Raw genomic sequence first — 18,536 nt, forward strand, 5'->3', positions numbered from 1 at the left:
CGCACGCTCGCCACCTGTCGCGGGAATGAATTTGCAACGGTTTGCATAACCATGCGAAAATTTGCCCTATGACCACGGTAGCTGTCGCAGGGGCAAGCGGGTATGCGGGCGGGGAGATCCTGCGGTTGCTGCTCGGCCACCCCGCCTACGCCGACGGCCGCCTGACGATCGGAGCCCTCACCGCTGCGACGAGTGCCGGCAGCACGCTGGCCGAGCACCATCCGCATCTGCTGCCGCTGGCCGCTCGGGTGCTCGAACCCACCGAGGCGCGCGTGCTCTCAGGGCACGACGTCGTCTTTCTCGCCCTGCCACACGGCCACTCCGCAGCACTCGCCGAACAACTCGGCCCCGACACGCTGATCATCGACTGCGGCGCGGACTTCCGCCTCACCGATGCAGCGGCGTGGGAGCGCTACTACGACTCGCCGCATGCCGGCAGCTGGCCCTACGGCCTGCCCGAATTGCCCGGCCACCGCGACCGGTTGCGCGGCGCGCGTCGCATCGCGGTGCCAGGCTGCTACCCGACGGCGGCGCTGCTCGCGCTGCTGCCCGCCGTCGACGAAAACCTCATCGAGCCCGTCGTCACCGTCGTAGCCGTCAGCGGAACTTCAGGCGCCGGGCGCGCCGCCAAAGCGGACCTGCTCGGCTCGGAGGTCATCGGGTCGGCGCGCGCCTACAACATCGGGGGCGTCCACCGCCACACGCCCGAGATCGCGCAGGGACTACAGGCGCTCACCGACCGTCCCGTGCACGTTTCGTTCACCCCGGTGCTGGTCCCGATGTCACGCGGCATCCTGGCCACCTGCACCGCGCGGACGGCCACCCCGCTGTCGCGGCTGCGAGAGGCGTACGAAAAGTCCTACGACAGCGAGCCTTTCGTGTGCCTGCTGCCAGAAGGCCAACTACCGCGCACCGGTGCGGTCGTCGGAAGCAACGCCGCCCAGGTAGCGATCGCGGTCGACGAGGACGCCGGCATGTTCGTCGCCGTGTGCGCAATCGACAACCTCGTCAAGGGTACTGGCGGCGCAGCGGTGCAGTCGATGAACCTTGCGTTGGGATGGCCTGAGACTGAGGGACTTTCGATCGTCGGGGTGGCGCCGTGACGGGGCTGTCGACGCATACTCGGCTTGTCCGCACCCAGGGTGTCACCGCCCCTGCGGGCTTTCGCGCGGCCGGCATCTCAGCGGGCATCAAAGCGTCCGGTGGCCTCGATCTGGCCCTGGTGTTCAACGAAGGACCGGACTACCACGCAGCTGCGGTGTTCACTCGCAACAAGGTCAAGGCCGCCCCGGTGTTGTGGACACAGCAGGTCATGACCACCGGCCGCCTGCGCACCGTGATTCTCAACTCCGGTGGCGCCAACGCATGCACAGGCCCGCAGGGCTTCCAGGACACCCATGCGACCGCCGAAGCGGTAGCGGCTGCGCTGTCGGACTGGGGAACCGAAACCGGCGCCATCGAGGTGGGCGTCTGCTCGACCGGGTTGATCGGTGACCGGCTGCCGATGGACAAGGTGCTTAACGGCGTGCGCGATATCGTCCACGACCTGGCCGGCGGGCTGTCCGGCGGTGAAGAAGCTGCACGCGCCATCATGACCACCGACACCGTGCCCAAACAGGTTGCGCTGCACCACGCCGACAACTGGACCGTCGGCGCAATGGCCAAGGGCGCTGGAATGCTTGCGCCGTCGCTGGCCACCATGCTGTGCGTGATCACCACTGATGCGGTCGCCGATGCGGACGCGCTCGACACCGCGTTGCGCCGGGCCACGGCGGCCACGTTCGACCGGCTCGACGTAGACGGCAGCTGCTCCACCAATGACACCGTCGTGCTTCTGGCCTCCGGCGCCAGTGAGATCGCGCCCAGCCAAACCGATCTCGACGACGCCCTGCTACGGGTGTGCGACGACCTCGTCATCCAGCTGCAGGCCGATGCCGAAGGCGTCACCAAGCGGGTGACGATCACCGTGACCGGGGCTGCGACGGAAGACGACGCGCTTACCGCGGCACGCGTGATCGCCCGCGACAGCCTGGTGAAGACCGCGCTGTTCGGCTCCGACCCCAACTGGGGCCGGGTGGTGGCCGCCGTCGGGATGGCGCCGGTTCAGCTGGATCCCGACCGAATTACCGTGTCCTTCAACGGCTTTCGCGTATGCACTGACGGGGTTGGCGCACCCGGGGCACGTGAAGTGGACCTCAGCGCGCCCGACGTCGACGTGACGGTGGACATCGGTGTCGGCGACGCGCGCGCGTCAATCCGGACCACTGACCTGTCGCACGGCTATGTCGAAGAGAACTCGGCTTACAGCTCATGACCGCCCCCACGCTCACGCCGCAGATCAAGGCACATGTGCTCGCCGAGGCGCTGCCGTGGCTGAAGGCACTGCACGACAAGATCGTCGTGGTCAAGTACGGCGGCAACGCGATGACCGACGATGCGTTGCGCCAGGCGTTCGCCGCGGACATGGTCTTCCTGCGCACCTGCGGTATTCACCCCGTCGTCGTGCACGGGGGAGGGCCTCAGATCACCGCGATGCTCAAACGCCTCGGCATCGCGGGCGATTTCAAGGCCGGCTTCCGCGTCACCACGCCGGAAGTGCTCGACGTCGCGCGGATGGTGCTGTTCGGGCAGGTGGGTCGTGAGCTGGTCAACCACATCAACGCGCACGGGCCCTACGCGGTCGGCATCACCGGAGAAGACGCCCAGTTGTTCACCGCGGTGCGGCGCAGCGTGACCGTCGACGGCGTGGCCACCGACATCGGCCTGGTCGGCGACGTGGCTGCCGTGAATACCGCCGCGGTGCTGGATCTCATTGCGGCAGGCCGTATTCCGGTGGTCTCCTCGTTGGCGCCCGACGCCGACGGAGTGGTGCACAACATCAACGCCGACACCGCCGCCGCGGCGCTCGCCGAAGCGTTGGCAGCCGAGAAGCTGCTCATGCTCACTGATGTGGAGGGCATCTACACCCGCTGGCCGGACCGCAGCTCATTCGTCAGCGAAATCGACACGCATACGCTGGCCGAGCTACTGCCCACGCTGGACGCCGGCATGGTGCCGAAGGTGGAGGCGTGTCTGCGGGCGGTGGCGGCCGGGGTGCCCAGTGCACACGTGATCGACGGCCGCGTCGACCATTGCGTGCTGGTCGAGTTGCTCACTGACGCCGGGACAGGCACGAAGGTGGTGAAAGCGTGACGCTGCAAGACCGCTGGGCCGCCGTGATGATGGACAACTACGGCACGCCGCCCCTGGCGTTGGCCAGCGGCGACGGCGCCGTCGTCACCGACGTCGACGGCAACCGCTACCTCGATTTGCTCGGCGGCATCGCGGTCAACGTGCTCGGCCATCGCCACCCCGCCGTCATCGAGGCGGTGACGCGCCAGTTGAACACCCTGGGCCACACGTCGAACCTCTACATGCATGAACCCGGAATCGCGTTGGCGGAGGCGTTGATAGGGCTGTTGGGCGCCGACGCCGACGCGCGGGTGTTCTTCTGCAACTCCGGAGCCGAGGCCAACGAGCTGGCGTTCAAGTTGTCGCGGCTGACCGGGCGCACGAAACTTGTCGCGGCACAAGAAGCGTTCCATGGCCGCACCATGGGTGCGCTGGCGTTGACGGGCCAGCCCACCAAGCAGGCGCCGTTCGAACCGCTGCCCGGCGACGTGACGCACGTGCCGTACGGCGACATCGACGCGCTCGCAGCCGCTGTAGCCGATGACACCGCGGCGGTGTTTCTCGAGCCGATCATGGGTGAGAGCGGCGTGGTCGTCCCCCCCGCGGGTTATCTTGTTGCGGCGCGGGAGATCACGGCCGCGCACGGCGCATTGTTGGTGCTCGACGAGGTTCAGACCGGTATGGGTCGCACCGGCGCATTCTTCGCCCATCAGCACGACGGCATCACGCCCGACGTCGTCACCATGGCCAAGGGCCTCGGCGGCGGGCTGCCGATCGGCGCCTGCATCGCCGTGGGCCGAGCCGCCGGATTGATGACACCCGGCCTGCACGGCAGCACCTTCGGCGGCAACCCGGTGTGTGCGGCGGCAGCACTGGCGGTGCTGCGCACCATTGGCGAGCAGGACCTCGTCGGGCGTGCCGGTGTGCTCGGTAAGACCCTCAGCCACGGCATCGAGTCCCTCGACCACCCACTCGTCGACCATGTCCGCGGCCGCGGCCTGCTGCGCGGTGTCGTGCTGCGCTCGCCGGTGGCCAAGCCGGTGGAGTCGGCCGCCCGCGAAGCCGGCTTCCTGGTCAACGCGCCGGCCCCGAACGTCGTGCGGCTCGCACCTCCGCTGATCATCACCGAGGCGCAGATCGACGAGTTCCTGAGCGCCCTGCCGCACGTGCTCGAAAAGGCAAGCCAGTGAAGCACTTTTTGCGCGACGACGACCTCACGTCCGCCGAGCAGGCCGACGTGCTGCAGCTGGCCGCCGAGATCAAGAAGGATCCCTTCAGTCGCCGGCCGCTCGACGGCCCGCGCGGCGTCGCGGTGATCTTCGACAAGAACTCGACACGCACCCGGTTCTCGTTCGAACTCGGCATCGCCCAACTCGGCGGCCACGCCGTCGTCGTCGACGGGCGTGCCACCCAGCTCGGCCGCGACGAGACACTGGAAGACACAGCGCGGGTGCTGTCCCGCTATGTCGACGCGATCGTGTGGCGCACCTACGGCCAGGATCGGCTCACCGCGATGGCCTCTGCCGCCACGGTGCCGGTGGTCAATGCGCTGTCCGACGAATTCCACCCCTGCCAGGTGCTGGCTGATCTGCAGACGGTCGTCGAGCGCAAGGGCCACCTCGCCGGTCTCCGACTGTCGTACTTCGGGGACGGAGCCAACAACATGGCGCACTCGTTGCTGCTCGGCGGCGCGACCGCCGGCATGCACGTCACCGTTGCGGCGCCGCAAGGATTCGAACCACATCCCGACGTACTCGCCGCCGCCGAGGCGCGCGCCACCGAGACCGGCGCATCCGTCACGGTCACCTCCGACCCGGCGGCTGCTGCCGACGGCGCCGACGTGCTCGTGACCGACACGTGGACATCGATGGGCCAGGAGCACGACGGGCTCGACCGGGTCGGACCGTTCGTGCCGTTCCGGGTGGACAGGCGGCTGCTGGGCTATGCGCACGCCGATGCCCTTGTGCTGCACTGCCTTCCGGCCCACCGCGGTGACGAGATCACCGACGAGGTCATCGACGGTGTGCACAGTGCCGTCTGGGACGAGGCCGAGAACCGGCTGCACGCCCAGAAGGCGCTACTGGTCTGGCTGCTGGAGCGGAGCCGATGACCACTGGCAAAGCACCCGAGGTCGGTACCAGCCGCGCCGCCCGGCAGGCCCGCATCGTGGCGATCCTGTCGTCGCGCGCTGTACGCAGTCAGAGCGAACTGGCCGCCGCACTGGCCGAAGAGGGCATCGAAACCACTCAGGCGACCCTGTCGCGCGATCTCGAAGAGCTCGGCGCGGTGAAGCTGCGCGGCGCCGACGGCGGCGCGGGCGCCTACGTGGTCCCCGAGGACGGTAGCCCAGTGCGCGGAGTTTCCGGTGGCACGGAACGGCTTTCGCGGCTGCTGGGCGAGCTGCTGGTTTCCACCGATGCCAGCGGTAACCTTGCCGTGCTGCGCACCCCGCCGGGCGCCGCCCACTATCTGGCCCTGGCGATCGACCGGGCCGCCCTTCCCTACGTCGTAGGCACCGTCGCCGGCGACGACACGATACTGGTGGTCGCACGCGACCCGATGACCGGTGCCCAGCTGGCCACCCGACTTGACGAATTGCGTTGACTAACAAGGAGATTATCGATGTCTGATCGCGTCATCCTGGCGTACTCCGGCGGTCTGGACACGTCGGTGGCGATCAGCTGGATCGGCAAAGAGACCGGCCGCGAGGTGGTGGCCGTGGCGATCGACCTCGGACAGGGCGGCGAAGACATGGAGCTGGTGCGCCAGCGTGCCCTCGACTGCGGTGCGGTCGAGGCGGTGGTGGTCGACGCGCGCGACGAGTTCGCCAACGAGTATTGCGTGCCCACGATCCAGTCGAACGCGCTGTACATGGACCGCTACCCACTGGTGTCGGCGATCAGCCGACCGCTGATCGTCAAGCACCTCGTGGCCGCGGCACGGGAGTACGGCGGCAGTACGGTCGCACACGGCTGCACGGGCAAGGGCAACGATCAGGTGCGCTTCGAAGTCGGATTCGCCTCGCTGGCACCGGATCTCGAGGTGTTGGCGCCGGTTCGCGACTACGCGTGGACCCGCGAGAAGGCCATCGCGTTCGCCGAGGAGAACGCAATCCCGATCACCGTCAGCAAGCGCTCACCGTTCTCCGTCGACCAGAACGTCTGGGGCCGGGCAGTGGAAACCGGGTTCCTGGAGCATTTGTGGAACGCGCCCACCAAAGACGTGTACGCCTACACCGAAGACCCGACCCTCAATTGGTCGACGCCTGATGAGGTGATCGTCGGCTTCGAACGCGGTGTGCCGGTATCGATCGATGGCCGCGCGGTGACCGTGCTGGAAGCGATCGAAGAGCTCAACCGGCGGGCCGGCGCGCAAGGCGTCGGCCGCCTCGACGTCGTCGAGGACCGCCTCGTCGGGATCAAGAGCCGCGAAATCTACGAGGCCCCCGGTGCGATGGTGTTGATCACCGCGCACACCGAGCTCGAACACGTGACGTTGGAACGCGAACTCGGCCGGTTCAAGCGAACCACCGATCAGCGCTGGGCGGAGCTCGTGTATGACGGGCTGTGGTATTCGCCGCTGAAGACCGCGCTGGAGGCGTTCGTCGCCAAGACGCAAGAACACGTCACCGGTGAGATCCGAATGGTGTTGCACGGCGGGCACATCGCCGTCAACGGCCGCCGCAGCCCGGAGTCGCTCTACGACTTCAACCTGGCCACGTACGACGAGGGCGATACGTTCGACCAGTCCGCCGCACGAGGTTTCGTCCACGTCCACGGGCTGTCGTCGAAGATTGCCGCCCGCCGCGACCTGAGCACGTGATGCTCCCTCGCCATGGCACGAGCGTGCGCCGTTGCACACCAGCCCCGGCGTGTCGCCGTACAGACGCGCACGCTCGCGGGGAAAGGGGCGGGCGTTGAGCAAGCTGTGGGGTGGCCGGTTCGCCGGTGGGCCGGCGCCTGAGCTCACCGCGCTGAGCAAGTCCACCCACTTCGACTGGGCCCTCGCCCCCTACGACATCGCAGCCTCGAAAGCCCACGCCCGCGTGCTCTTTCGGGCCGGGCTGCTCACCGAACAGCAGCGCGACGGGCTGCTTGCCGGGTTGGACAGTCTCGCCGCCGACGTCGCCGACGGAAGCTTCCGCCCCGACGACAGCGACGAGGACGTGCACAGCGCACTGGAGCGCGGACTGATCGAACGGGTCGGCGACGACCTCGGCGGACGGCTGCGGGCCGGGCGGTCACGCAACGACCAAGTCGCGACGCTGTTCCGGATGTGGCTGCGCGACGCACTGCGCCGCGTGGGCGCGGGTGTGCTCGACGTCGTCGCGGCGTTGACCACCCAGGCCGCCGCCTACCCGGCCGCAATCATGCCGGGTAAGACGCACCTTCAGCCCGCCCAGCCGGTGCTGCTGGCGCATCACCTTCTGGCACACGCGCATCCGCTGCTGCGGGACGTCGAACGCATCGTCGACTGCGACAAGCGCGCGGCCACGTCACCGTACGGGTCCGGTGCACTGGCCGGCTCGTCGTTGGGGCTGGACCCGGATGCGATCGCTGACGAGCTGGGTTTCGTGGCGGCAGCGGACAACTCGATCGACGCTACCGCTGCACGTGACTTCGCCGCCGAGGCGGCGTTCGTGCTCGCGATGATCGGTGTGGATCTGTCGCGGCTTGCCGAGGATGTGATCCTCTGGAGCACGACAGAATTCGGATATGTGACGCTGGCCGACGCGTGGTCGACCGGCAGTTCGATCATGCCGCAGAAAAAGAACCCCGACATCGCCGAGCTGGCCCGCGGGAAGTCCGGCCGGATGATCGGCAACCTGACCGGTCTGCTGGCCACGCTCAAGGCCCAGCCGCTGGCCTACAACCGCGATCTGCAGGAGGACAAGGAGCCGGTGTTCGACTCGGTGGCGCAGCTGGAGCTGCTGCTGCCGGCGATGGCCGGCCTCGTGTCGACCTTGGAATTCGACGAGCAGCGGATGGCTGCTCTGGCGCCTGCCGGGTACACACTGGCGACCGATGTCGCCGAATGGCTGGTCCGGCAAGGTGTTCCGTTCCGTATCGCGCATGAAGCCGCCGGCGCGGCGGTCCGCATCGCCGAGGCCCGCGGGGTAGGGCTGCAAGATCTCACCGACGAGGAATTCGCACAGGCCCACCCCCAGCTCACGCCGCAGGTTCGCGAGGTGCTGACAATCGAGGGCTCGGTTGCCTCCCGTGACGCCCGCGGGGGCACCGCACCGGCGCAGGTTGCCAGGCAGCTTGACGTCGTACAGGAGAAAGCACATCACCTGCGCAATGCGCTGGAGCGCTAACCTTCTGCCGCCGCCAACCACGCGTCTTCGAGCTCGGCCTTACGTCGTGTGACGGAGTCCAATTCGGCCGTCAGCTCGGCCAACCGGACATGATCGTGGGCGGCGGCGGCCATCACCTCGTGCAGCTCGGCGATTCGCCTTTGCACCTTGTCGAGCTGACTTTCGATGCGCGCCAGCTCCTTTCCGGTGCGCCGAGCCCGCGCGGCAGCCGACTCGGCCCGATCCCGATCGGCTCCGCCGCGTGAACCCGAATCGTGTTCTCGCGCCGACAGATACTGATCGATGCCACCCGGTAGCAGCTCGCAGCGGCCATCGCCGGAAAGTGCGTACGTGACGTCGGTGACGCGCTCCAGGAAATACCGGTCATGCGTGACGACGATCAACGTGCCCGCCCAGCCGTCCAGGTAGTCCTCGACCACGGTCAGGGTGTCGAGGTCGAGGTCGTTGGTCGGCTCGTCGAGCAGCAGCACGTTCGGCTCGTCCAGCAGCAGCCGCAGGAACTGCAGCCGCCGGCGCTCGCCACCGGACAGGTCAGCGATCCGTGCTGTCATCAGGTCGCCGGTGAATCCGAAGTCCTCGAGCAGCGTCGCCGCGCTGACCTCCCGGCCACCGGCAAGCTGTGCGATGCGCCGCCGACTCTCTACCGCATCGAGGACACGTTCCTCACCGGCCAGCTCGGCCAAACCCTGGCTGAGGTAGCCGATACGTAAAGTCTTGCCCCGCTTGATCTTTCCGGCAGTGGGTGACAGGTGGCCGGCCAGCAGCCGCAGCACCGAAGTCTTGCCGGTGCCGTTGACGCCGATCAGCCCGATGCGGGCACCGGGGCCGATCGACCAGTCCACCCCGTCGAGCACGCAGCGGCCACCCACTTCCAGCCGCACACCGTGCAGGTCGAACACGTCCTTGCCGAGCCGGCTGGCGGCAAACCGTTGCAGCACCAAAGAATCGCGCGGCGGTGGTTCGTCGGCGATGAGGGCGTTGGCGGCCTGAATGCGAAATCTGGGTTTGGAGGTGCGCGCCGGCGGTCCACGCCGAAGCCACGCCAGCTCTTTGCGCATCAGGTTGCGCCGGCGCGCCTCGGCGCTGGCCGCCAGGCGCATCCGTTCGGCGCGAGCCAGCACGTACGCCGCATACCCGCCGTCGTAAGCGTCGACCACGCCGTCGTGCACCTCCCACATCCGGGTGCAGACCGCATCGAGGAACCACCGGTCGTGGCTGACCATCACCAGCGCCCTCGCGGCACCTGCGGCCAGATGCCCGGCCAGCCAACCGATGGCCTCCACGTCGAGGTGGTTGGTCGGTTCGTCGAGCATCAGCACGTCGTGGCGGGCCAGCAACACGGCCACCAGCGCGACCCTGCGGCGCTCACCACCGCTGAGCGTCCCGACCGCGGCGTCCAGGTCGACGCCCGCCAGCAGGTGCTGGACCACGGCACGGGTGGTCGGGTCGCCTGCCCAGACGTGGTCGGGCCGGCCGGCGACGATGATCCGGCGCACCGTGTGGCTGCTGTCGAAGTCGTCGGTCTGGCCGAGGTAGCCGACCGACAAGCCCGCGGTATGCGTGATCCGGCCACCGTCGGGCGCGCGGACAGCGGCCAAGGTGGTCAGCAGCGTCGTCTTGCCGTGGCCGTTGCGCCCGACGACCCCGATCGCGTCGCCGTCGTCCACCCCCAGGCTGACTGCGTCGAGCAGGGTGCGCGTGCCGTAGGAGACGGTGACGCGCTCGGCGTTGATGAGGTTGGGCATCAGCCGCCGATGATATGTAGCGACGTGCCAGAATGGCGGGCGGCAATCTGGGGGACGTCGAAGGGTGGAGGCAGCGCCGATGGTGGACTTGTCACCGATCACCAGGCCGATCGGCCGCTTGATCGCCACCGCTCAGAACGGCCTCGAGGTGCTCCGCTACGGCGGATTGGAGACCGGGACCGTCCCGTCTCCCTTCCAGATCGTCGAGAGCGTACCGATGTACCGGCTGCGGCGGTACTTTCCGCCGGACAATCGCAACGGGCAATCGCCCGTCGGGCCGCCGGTCCTGATGGTGCATCCGATGATGATGTCGGCGGATATGTGGGACGTCACGCGTGAAGACGGCGCCGTCGGCATTTTGCACAAGGCCGGAATCGATCCGTGGGTCATCGACTTCGGCTCGCCGGATCGCGTCGAAGGCGGCATGGAGCGCACGCTCGCCGACCACATCGTCGCGATCAGCGAGGCCATCGACACGGTCAAGAAGACGACCGGCCAAGACATTCACCTCGCGGGCTACTCGCAGGGCGGCATGTGGGCCTATCAGACCGCCGCCTATCGACGCTCGCGCGATCTCGCGAGCATCATCGCGTTCGGCTCGCCGGTGGACACGCTCGCAGCGTTGCCGATGGGGCTTCCGCCCAACATCGCGCCCGCGGCCGCCGAATTCATGGCCGACCATGTGTTCAGCCGTGTCGATATCCCAGGTTGGTTGGCCCGCACCGGTTTTCAGCTGCTGGACCCAGTCAAGACCGCGAAAGCGCGCATCGACTTCTTGCGTCAGCTCCACGACCGCGAAGCGTTGTTGCCGCGGGAACAGCAGCGCCGCTTCCTGGAGCGCGAGGGGTGGATCGCCTGGGGCGGTCCGGCGATCTCGGAGTTGCTCAAACAGTTCATCGCCCACAACAGGATGATGACGGGCGGCTTTTCGATCCACGGCGAGCTGGTCACGCTGACCGACATCGTCGTGCCGATTCTCGCGGTCATCGGCGAGGTCGACGACATCGGACAGCCGGCGGCCGTGCGCGGTATCCAGCGTGCGGCGCCCAACGCTGATGTCTACGAATACTGCATCCGCAGCGGCCATTTCGGGCTCGTCGTCGGCTCCAAGGCGTCCACCCAAACATGGCCGACCGTCGCCGCCTGGGTGAAGTGGCTGTCCGGCGAAGGCAACATGCCTGAAGGCATCTGCCGGATGTCTCCCCAGCCGACCGAACACAAGGAGAGCGGTGTGCCGTTGGCATCCCGGGTGGCTCACGGCGCCGGCGTCGCATCAGAAGTGGCGTTCGACATCGCCCGCTCGGCGGGCAACGCCGTCGTCGCCGCGAACAAGTCCATGCGGTCGCTGGCTGTCGAAACCGCCCGCACGTTGCCGCGGCTGGCTCGTCTCGGCCAGATCAACGAGCACACCCGGATCTCCTTGGGCCGCATCATGTCCGAGCAGGCGGCCAACGCACCCGAGGGGGAGTGCCTGCTGTTCGACGGCCGCGTGCACACCTACGAGGCCGTCGACACCCGAATCAACAACGTCGTGCGCGGGCTGATCGAAGTCGGTGTGCGCCAAGGCGACCGGGTCGGTGTGCTGATGGAGACCAGGCCCAGCGCGCTGGTCGCCATTGCGGCGCTGTCGCGGCTGGGCGCCGTCGCGGTGTTGATGCCGCCGGACGCGGACCTGGCTGCGGCCGCTCGCCTCGGCGGCGTGCACCAGATCATCACCGATCCCACCAACCTCAAAGCCGCACGCCGACTGTCGCTTCAACTTCTGGTGCTCGGCGGCGGCGAGAGCCGCGACTTGCACCTGATGCCGAACGACGACGCCGTGATCGACATGGAGAAGATCGACCCCGACGCCGTCGAGCTGCCGGGCTGGTACCGGCCAAACCCGGGCCTGGCCAAGGACATCGCCTTCGTCGCGTTCGCCCAAAGCGGGGGCGAGCTGGTGGCCCGGCAGATCACCAACTACCGATGGGCGCTGTCGGCGTTCGGAACCGCGTCGACGGCCGCGTTGAGCCGCCGCGACACCGTGTACTGCCTCACCCCGCTGCATCATCCCTCCGGTTTGTTGGTGAGCTTGGGCGGTGCCGTGGTCGGCGGCTCTCGGATCGCGTTGTCGCGTGGGCTGCGCCCGGACCGGTTCGTGCACGAGATACGCCAGTACGGCGTGTCGGTGGTGACGTACACCTGGGCGATGCTGCGCGAGGTGCTGCAGGACCCGGCCTTCGACTTGAAGGGCCACCATCCGGTGCGGTTGTTCATCGGTTCGGGCATGCCGACGGGGTTGTGGCAGCGTGTTGTCGACGAGTTTGCGCCGGCCCATGTCGTCGAGTTCTTCGCGACCACCGACGGGCAGGCGGTACTCGCCAACGTCGCGGGCGCCAAGGTCGGCAGCAAGGGCAGGCCGCTGCCCGGGGCGGCGTATGTCGAACTGGCCGCATACGACCCCGAGTCGGACCTGATCCTCGAAGACGAGCGCGGATTCGTGCGGCGAGCGGGCACCGACGAGGTCGGCGTGCTGCTGGCCCGGCCGCGGGGACCGGTGGATCCGCACGCGTCGGTCAAGCGGGGGGTGTTCTCACCCGGTGACACCTGGATCTCCACCGAGTATCTGTTCCGGCGTGACGGCGACGGCGACTTCTGGCTGATGGGCACCCGCAGCTCGGTGATCCGCACGGCCCGCGGTGCGGTCTTCGACGCCCCGATCAACGACACGATCTCGCTGATGCCGGCCGTCGACCTCGCCGTGACGTACGGCGTGGACGTCGGCAACCACCAGGTCGCGGTGACGGCGGTGACCATGTGCAGCGGGGCTGCGATCTCGGCGGCAGACCTGAGCGAGGCGATGGCCCCCCTGGGTAAGGACCGACCGGATTTCGTGCACGTGGTGCCGGATCTCACGCTGAGCGCCTCGTACCGGCCGACGGTGGGCGCGCTTCGCCACGCGGGCATCCCCAAGGCCGGTCGTCACGCGTGGTTCCTGGATCCGGAGACCAACCGTTACAAGCGATTGACCGCGCCGGCCCGCGCCGAGTGGGAACAAGCGTCCCGCTGATCACGCCTGTTACCGGGCCTCGACCGCTGTTAAGCTCCGTCGGTGGCACATCGCCGCTTCGCCATCGGCTTCGGGAGGGATCGCATGACGATTGAGCCGAAGAACAGCGTGCGACGAGCAGTCACGGCGGCACTCGCGGGCGCCGGACTCGCGATGGCGCTCGCATTCGGCCCCGCAGTCGGCACGGCCCGCGCCGACGTGCTCGACGATCTGGCACAGGAATTCACCACCGCCGCGGGCGCGGGCCAGATATCCAGCCTGTTGAACCAGTCGCTGAAGCTGCGGTCCATGGGGGTCAAGCCCACGGCAGGCGAGCTCACCGCCGTGCAGGATTCGCTGAAGTACCGGCCCAACCAGACCCCGCTGATCAACGCCCTCAAGGCCTTGGTCGCCGGTCAGAACCACCGGCTCGAGCAGGCGAAGGCGGCGTCGAAGGGCGGCAACGACTACTCGATCGGCATCAACCAGTACAACCCGAGCAGCCCCGGGGGAATCACTGTGGGCCCGGGCGGCATCAACATCGGTGGCAACCCGTGGACAGTGGGTGACGGCCGGGCACCCGGGCAGTCGGTCGGTCCGCCCGGATGATCGAAGCCGGTCTCGACGAGAAGCTGCTGAGCATCCTGGTCTGCCCGGCCGATCGGGGACCACTGCTCTATGTGGACGATGTGCTCTACAACCCGCGGCTGCGCCGCGCCTACCGGATCGACGACGGCATCCCAGTGCTTCTGGTCGACGAGGCCGTCGACGTGTCCGACGACGAACATCGCCGGCTCATGTCGCTGGCCAGCCCGGCAGATCGCCAGTGAGATAGCGCTGCAGATTGGGTCCGATCGTTTCCGCGATCTGCTCGACAGGCAGTGACTTGAACGGGTCCAGCTCCAAGATGTAGCGCGCCATCACGACGCCGACGAGCTGTGACGCCACGAATTGCACGCGGACCGCGCCCGAGCCCGGTGGATCGTCCACGCGCGGTCCGATTTCCGCGGCGATCACCTCTTGCAGAAACGACCGCAGCAACGTCACCTCCGACCCTGCCAACAGCGAGCGTATCGTCGCGATGAAGCCCTTGCCGGCCTCAGAATCCCATAGCGGCAGCAGAAGTCTGGGCAACCTATAGCCGATCTGATCGACCGGGGTTTCGCGTAACGGACCGATGACCTCCATCGGATCGATCGGCACATGGATGGCCGCGGCGAACAGTTGCTGCTTGCTGCCGTAGTAGTGGTGCACCAATGCCGCATCGACCCCGGCCGCGGCTGCCACAGCGCGAATCGACGTCTTGTCGATACCGTTGCGCGCGAACAGTTCTCGCGCGCAGACCAGTATTCGCTCCCGGGTATCCGATGTGCCGGCCGGTCGTCCGGGCCGGCGTCGCTGCGGTGTCGTCGTCAACCTCACGGAGTCCTTCGCCGAAGTGTCGCCGCCGCCAAGGCCAGCGCTATGACCGCACAGCCGATGACGACGACGATGTCACGCACCGCGGTACCGGTCAGCTCCGGATGGGCCCCGACCTGCTGCAGCGCCTCGAGAGCATAACTGGCGGGCATGACGTTGGAAATCCACTGCAGCGATTCGGGCATCGCGGCGCGCGGCACGATGATCCCGGCCAGCAGCAGCTGCGGCACCATCACCAGCGGGATGAACTGCACTGCCTGAAACTCGGTGCGCGCGAACGCACTACACAGCAGACCAAGACCCACCCCGAGCACTGCGTTGACAATCGCGATAACGAACACCCACGCCGGACTGCCTGCGGTGGTGAACCCGAGAATCCAGAACGCCACGACACACGCCAGCGTCGCCTGCCCTGCGGCAGCTATGGAGAACGCGGTGCCGTACGCCGCCAACAGATCGAGTCGGCGCAATGGAGTTGTCAGTATGCGTTCCAAAGTGCCTGAAGCTCTTTCGCGCTGCATGGTGATCGCGGTGATCACGAACATCACGAACAACGGGAACAGGCCGAGCAGCACCAGGCACGCGGTGTTGAATCCCGACGGCGCGCCCGGGCGTGACGGCACGTTGTGGAACATGAAGTACATCAGCGTGATGATGAGCACCGGCACCAGCAGAATCATCGCGATGCTGCGTCGGTCGGCGGCCAGCTGGCGCAGGATGCGTGCAGTGCTGGCGGTGTAGCCGCGCAGCCCTATCCGGCTTGGCGCTCGGTGCTGCGCCTGATGATGGACAGAAACGCTTCCTCCAGTGAGCTGCATCCTGTGTCCTCTCGTAGTCGGGCGGGCGTCGTGTGAGCTACCAGATGTCCTTCGCGCATCAGCACCACGTCGTCGCAGTGGTCCGCCTCGTCCATGACATGACTCGAAACCAGAAGCGTGACACCGCTTTTCGCGAGCGCACGAAACCGCTGCCACAAATCGGCTCGCAACACCGGGTCGAGTCCCACCGTCGGTTCGTCGAGCACCAACACATCCGGGTGACACACCAGAGCGCAGGCCAGCGACACCCGGGCACGTTGTCCGCCGGACAGATTCGCGCTGTAGGCGGACCGGTGCTCGCCGAGGCCGACGGCGTCGATCGCCGCGTCGGCGTCGTCGGCACCCATGCCGTACAGCGCCGCAAAGTAGCGCACGTTGTCGACGACCCGCAGATCGTTGTAGATGGTCGGATCCTGCGGCATGTAGCCGATGCGCCGACGCAGCGCCGGCGCGCCGGCCGGCTGGCCGAGCACAGTGACAGTTCCCGCGGCCACGATCTGTGTACCGACGATCGAGCGGATCAACGTGGTCTTGCCGCACCCGGACGGACCCAGCAGGCCGGTGATCGTGCCGCCGGCGATCTGCACGGACAGGTCGTGGATAGCGGGGCGCTTCCCGCGGATGACGCGCAGGTGCTCGACGGAAATGGCGGCCTCCGCGCCTCGCCCCAACAATTCACCACTCGATGAACTCATCATGAGATGAATTTTGTGCCTCGCGGGGGCCGGTGTCAAGGGACAGGCACAATCTGTGCGGTGGGAGTTGAGTCGCTTGTCGTCGATCCGCCCACCGCGGCAAGGCGGCTACTGGGTGCTCGCCTGGTCACAAATGACGTCAGCGCCACAATCGTCGAGGTCGAGGCCTATGGCGGACCACCGAATGGGCCATGGCCGGACCCGGCGTCGCATTCGTTTCGGGGGCTCAACGGCCGCAATGCAGTGATGTTCGGCGCGGCCGGCAGGCTGTACACATATCGCAGTCACGGCATCCATGTCTGCGCCAACGTGGTGTGTGGCCCAGAGGGCACGGCGGCAGCGGTATTACTGCGAGCTGCGGTGGTCGACGACGGCATCGACGTTGCCCGATCACGCCGCGGGGAGGGAGTGCGTGAGCGAGCGTTGGCGCGCGGGCCCGGCAACCTGTGTTCGGCACTCGGGATCACGATGGATCACTACGGCGTCGACCTGTTCGACACCGCAAGCCCCGTTCGGCTCGCGCTGCGCGGCGCGCTCGCTGCGGAAAGCGGGCCGCGCGTCGGAGTCAGTCAGGCTGCGGACCGGGCGTGGCGCTTCTGGTTGGCAGGCCGGCCCGAGGTGTCGGCGTATCGCCGTAGTCCCCGCGCGCCTGCGCCGGGATCCAGCAGCTGACGTCGGCCGCGCTGCCGCATGCGATCCAAATCTGCCGAATACGGAAAGATCGACCTGGTGAGTACGACGATCCTCGATGAGCTGGGCTGGCGTGAGCTGATCGCACAGTCCACCGATACCGACGCACTCGCCGCCGAACTGGCCGCACCACCGGTCACGCTGTACGCCGGGTTCGACCCGACCGCTCCCAGCCTGCACGCCGGCCATCTCGTGCCGCTGCTCACGCTGCGCCGCTTCCAGCAGTTCGGGCACCGGCCGATCGTGCTGGCCGGTGGTGCCACCGGACTGATCGGGGACCCCCGCGACACCGGCGAGAGGGTGCTCAACACCAGCGACACGGTCGCCGAGTGGGCCGCGCGCATCCGTGGCCAGCTCGAGCGGTTCGTCGATTTCGACGGACCCGCCGGCGCGATCGTCGAGAACAATCTCTCGTGGACATCCGAGCTGACCGCGATCGATTTCCTCCGCGACGTCGGCAAGTACTTCTCCGTCAACGTGATGCTCGACCGCGACACGATCCGGCGTCGCCTCGACGGCGAGGGCATCTCCTACACCGAGTTCAGCTACATGCTGTTGCAGGCCAACGACTATGTGGAATTGTTCCGGCGGCACCACTGCACACTGCAGATCGGCGGGTCGGATCAGTGGGGCAACATCATCGCCGGCGTGCGTCTGGTCCGCCAGAAGCAAAGCGCAACGGTGCACGCGCTGACGGTTCCGTTGGTGACGTCTGCGGACGGCACCAAGTTCGGCAAGTCCACGGGCGGTGGCAACCTTTGGCTGGACCCGGACATGACGAGCCCGTACGCCTGGTACCAGTACTTCATCAACACGGCCGACGCCGACGTCGTCCGGTACTTGCGCTGGTTTACATTCCTCACCGCCGACGAGATCGAGGAGCTCGCCGAGGCGACGACGACGCGGCCACACGAAAGGGCTGCGCAGCGTCGGCTCGCGCGCGAGCTCACCACGCTGGTGCACGGCGAGGCGGCGACGGAGTCGGTGGAGCTCGCCAGTCAGGCGTTGTTCGGCCGCGGCGAGCTGTCACGCCTCGATGAGCCGACGCTGGCTGCCGCGCTGCGGGAAGCATCGGTCGCAGAGCTGAAGCCGGGTGCACCGGATGGGATCGTGGACCTGTTGGTGGCCACTGGGCTCACGCCGAGCAAGGGTGCCGCGCGTCGGACCATTGCCGAGGGGGGAGTGTCGGTCAACAACGTCCGGATCGACTCGGAGGACTGGACGCCTCGATCAGGCGACTACCTCTATGGACGGTGGCTGGTGCTGCGGCGAGGCAAGAGGAATATTGCCGGCGTCGAGCGTGTTGGATGAGCCGCTGGCGCGAAGACCATTGGCAGGGATGAGCCGCTGGCGGGGCCACGGCCCGTGCGCAGACATGAGCCGACCGAGGCGAAACCTGTGCGCTAGCAGCGTATTTGACTCTACGTCGTCCCTCACGTAACTTAATGGAGCCGTTGCGACGCGGCCTCGTCCGCCGAGCGCGATGGCTTCCCAGAGGGAAGTCCACTTCGGTGGGCGCCTCGCCGTCCGCACACTGGTACGCGGCTCAAGCCGCGGGCTGGTTGCGCGGCCGGTGCGGGTGTGTTGTTTGAGAACTCAATAGTGTGTTTGGTGGTTTTTGTTTGTTGTTTTTTTGTTTTGCCATGCCTGCGT

The 18,536-nt window shown here is 67.5% G+C and carries 17 protein-coding genes; 13 read left to right on the forward strand and 4 right to left on the reverse strand.

Annotation, left to right across the window (positions count from 1 at the left end):
• Nucleotides 1-68: 68 nt before the first annotated feature.
• The 8 genes from argC (at nucleotide 69) to argH (ending at nucleotide 8,488) form a co-directional block, all read left to right on the forward strand.
• A complete protein-coding gene (gene argC / locus AC5Y4C_RS18245) occupies nucleotides 69-1,103 on the forward strand; it encodes an N-acetyl-gamma-glutamyl-phosphate reductase (protein WP_499964005.1) in 1,035 nt (344 codons plus the stop codon).
• Nucleotides 1,100-2,314: a bifunctional glutamate N-acetyltransferase/amino-acid acetyltransferase ArgJ gene (argJ, locus tag AC5Y4C_RS18250; protein ID WP_499964003.1), complete on the forward strand. Its 1,215-nt coding sequence runs from the start codon at nucleotides 1,100-1,102 to the stop codon at nucleotides 2,312-2,314. The genes argC and argJ overlap by 4 nt, the downstream gene beginning before the upstream one ends.
• Nucleotides 2,311-3,192, forward strand: coding sequence for an acetylglutamate kinase (argB, locus tag AC5Y4C_RS18255; RefSeq protein WP_499910076.1), 882 nt, complete (start codon nucleotides 2,311-2,313; stop codon nucleotides 3,190-3,192). Before argJ ends, argB begins: the two co-directional genes overlap by 4 nt.
• Nucleotides 3,193-3,218: 26 nt before the next feature.
• Nucleotides 3,219-4,361, forward strand: coding sequence for an acetylornithine transaminase (locus tag AC5Y4C_RS18260; protein WP_499964098.1), 1,143 nt, complete (start codon nucleotides 3,219-3,221; stop codon nucleotides 4,359-4,361).
• Nucleotides 4,358-5,281, forward strand: coding sequence for an ornithine carbamoyltransferase (gene argF / locus AC5Y4C_RS18265; protein WP_499964001.1), 924 nt, complete (start codon nucleotides 4,358-4,360; stop codon nucleotides 5,279-5,281). Before AC5Y4C_RS18260 ends, argF begins: the two co-directional genes overlap by 4 nt.
• On the forward strand, nucleotides 5,278-5,775 hold the full coding sequence (locus tag AC5Y4C_RS18270; protein WP_499910080.1) for an arginine repressor: 498 nt from the start codon (nucleotides 5,278-5,280) through the stop codon (nucleotides 5,773-5,775). The genes argF and AC5Y4C_RS18270 overlap by 4 nt, the downstream gene beginning before the upstream one ends.
• An 18-nt stretch (nucleotides 5,776-5,793) precedes the next feature.
• Nucleotides 5,794-6,993, forward strand: a complete 1,200-nt coding sequence (locus tag AC5Y4C_RS18275; RefSeq protein WP_499910082.1) for an argininosuccinate synthase — start codon at nucleotides 5,794-5,796, stop codon at nucleotides 6,991-6,993.
• Nucleotides 6,994-7,087: 94 nt separating this feature from the next.
• The gene (argH, locus tag AC5Y4C_RS18280; protein WP_499910084.1) at nucleotides 7,088-8,488 is read left to right on the forward strand and encodes an argininosuccinate lyase; all 1,401 of its coding nucleotides are present in this window, start codon (nucleotides 7,088-7,090) and stop codon (nucleotides 8,486-8,488) included.
• Here argH and AC5Y4C_RS18285 read toward each other — a convergent pair.
• Entirely contained in the window at nucleotides 8,485-10,233 is a 1,749-nt protein-coding gene (locus tag AC5Y4C_RS18285) for an ABC-F family ATP-binding cassette domain-containing protein (RefSeq protein ID WP_499963999.1), read from the reverse strand. The two genes, argH and AC5Y4C_RS18285, sit on opposite strands and share 4 nt — an antisense overlap.
• A 79-nt stretch (nucleotides 10,234-10,312) precedes the next feature.
• Here AC5Y4C_RS18285 and AC5Y4C_RS18290 point away from each other — a divergent pair, with 79 nt between their 5' ends.
• The 3 genes from AC5Y4C_RS18290 (at nucleotide 10,313) to AC5Y4C_RS18300 (ending at nucleotide 14,091) form a co-directional block, all read left to right on the forward strand.
• Nucleotides 10,313-13,282 carry an acyl-CoA synthetase gene (locus AC5Y4C_RS18290; RefSeq protein ID WP_499963997.1) on the forward strand — a complete coding sequence of 990 codons (2,970 nt, stop codon included), beginning with the start codon at nucleotides 10,313-10,315 and terminating at the stop codon, nucleotides 13,280-13,282.
• Nucleotides 13,283-13,366: 84 nt separating this feature from the next.
• A complete protein-coding gene (locus AC5Y4C_RS18295) occupies nucleotides 13,367-13,870 on the forward strand; it encodes a hypothetical protein (RefSeq protein ID WP_499963995.1) in 504 nt (167 codons plus the stop codon).
• Nucleotides 13,867-14,091 carry a Trm112 family protein gene (locus AC5Y4C_RS18300; protein ID WP_499910092.1) on the forward strand — a complete coding sequence of 75 codons (225 nt, stop codon included), beginning with the start codon at nucleotides 13,867-13,869 and terminating at the stop codon, nucleotides 14,089-14,091. Before AC5Y4C_RS18295 ends, AC5Y4C_RS18300 begins: the two co-directional genes overlap by 4 nt.
• Here the strand turns inward: AC5Y4C_RS18300 and AC5Y4C_RS18305 are convergent.
• From AC5Y4C_RS18305 to AC5Y4C_RS18315, 3 genes are read right to left on the reverse strand one after another with little or no spacing between them, the layout of a single operon-like run.
• Complete coding sequence (locus AC5Y4C_RS18305) at nucleotides 14,057-14,677, reverse strand: TetR/AcrR family transcriptional regulator (RefSeq protein WP_499910143.1); 621 nt, start codon at nucleotides 14,675-14,677, stop codon at nucleotides 14,057-14,059. The genes AC5Y4C_RS18300 and AC5Y4C_RS18305 overlap by 35 nt on opposite strands.
• Before the next feature lie 2 nt (nucleotides 14,678-14,679).
• Nucleotides 14,680-15,498, reverse strand: coding sequence for an ABC transporter permease (locus AC5Y4C_RS18310; RefSeq protein WP_499963993.1), 819 nt, complete (start codon nucleotides 15,496-15,498; stop codon nucleotides 14,680-14,682).
• Nucleotides 15,432-16,196, reverse strand: a complete 765-nt coding sequence (locus AC5Y4C_RS18315; RefSeq protein WP_499910097.1) for an ABC transporter ATP-binding protein — start codon at nucleotides 16,194-16,196, stop codon at nucleotides 15,432-15,434. Before AC5Y4C_RS18315 ends, AC5Y4C_RS18310 begins: the two co-directional genes overlap by 67 nt.
• Nucleotides 16,197-16,253: 57 nt before the next feature.
• On the opposite strand from AC5Y4C_RS18315, the gene AC5Y4C_RS18320 reads away from it, so the two are divergent.
• Both AC5Y4C_RS18320 and tyrS read left to right on the forward strand, forming a co-directional pair.
• Entirely contained in the window at nucleotides 16,254-16,865 is a 612-nt protein-coding gene (locus tag AC5Y4C_RS18320; RefSeq protein WP_499963991.1) for a DNA-3-methyladenine glycosylase, read from the forward strand.
• Nucleotides 16,866-16,922: 57 nt separating this feature from the next.
• On the forward strand, nucleotides 16,923-18,194 hold the full coding sequence (gene tyrS, locus AC5Y4C_RS18325; protein ID WP_499963989.1) for a tyrosine--tRNA ligase: 1,272 nt from the start codon (nucleotides 16,923-16,925) through the stop codon (nucleotides 18,192-18,194).
• Nucleotides 18,195-18,536 lie beyond the last annotated feature (342 nt).

It is taken from the genome of Mycobacterium sp. NGS35 (assembly GCF_059812855.1).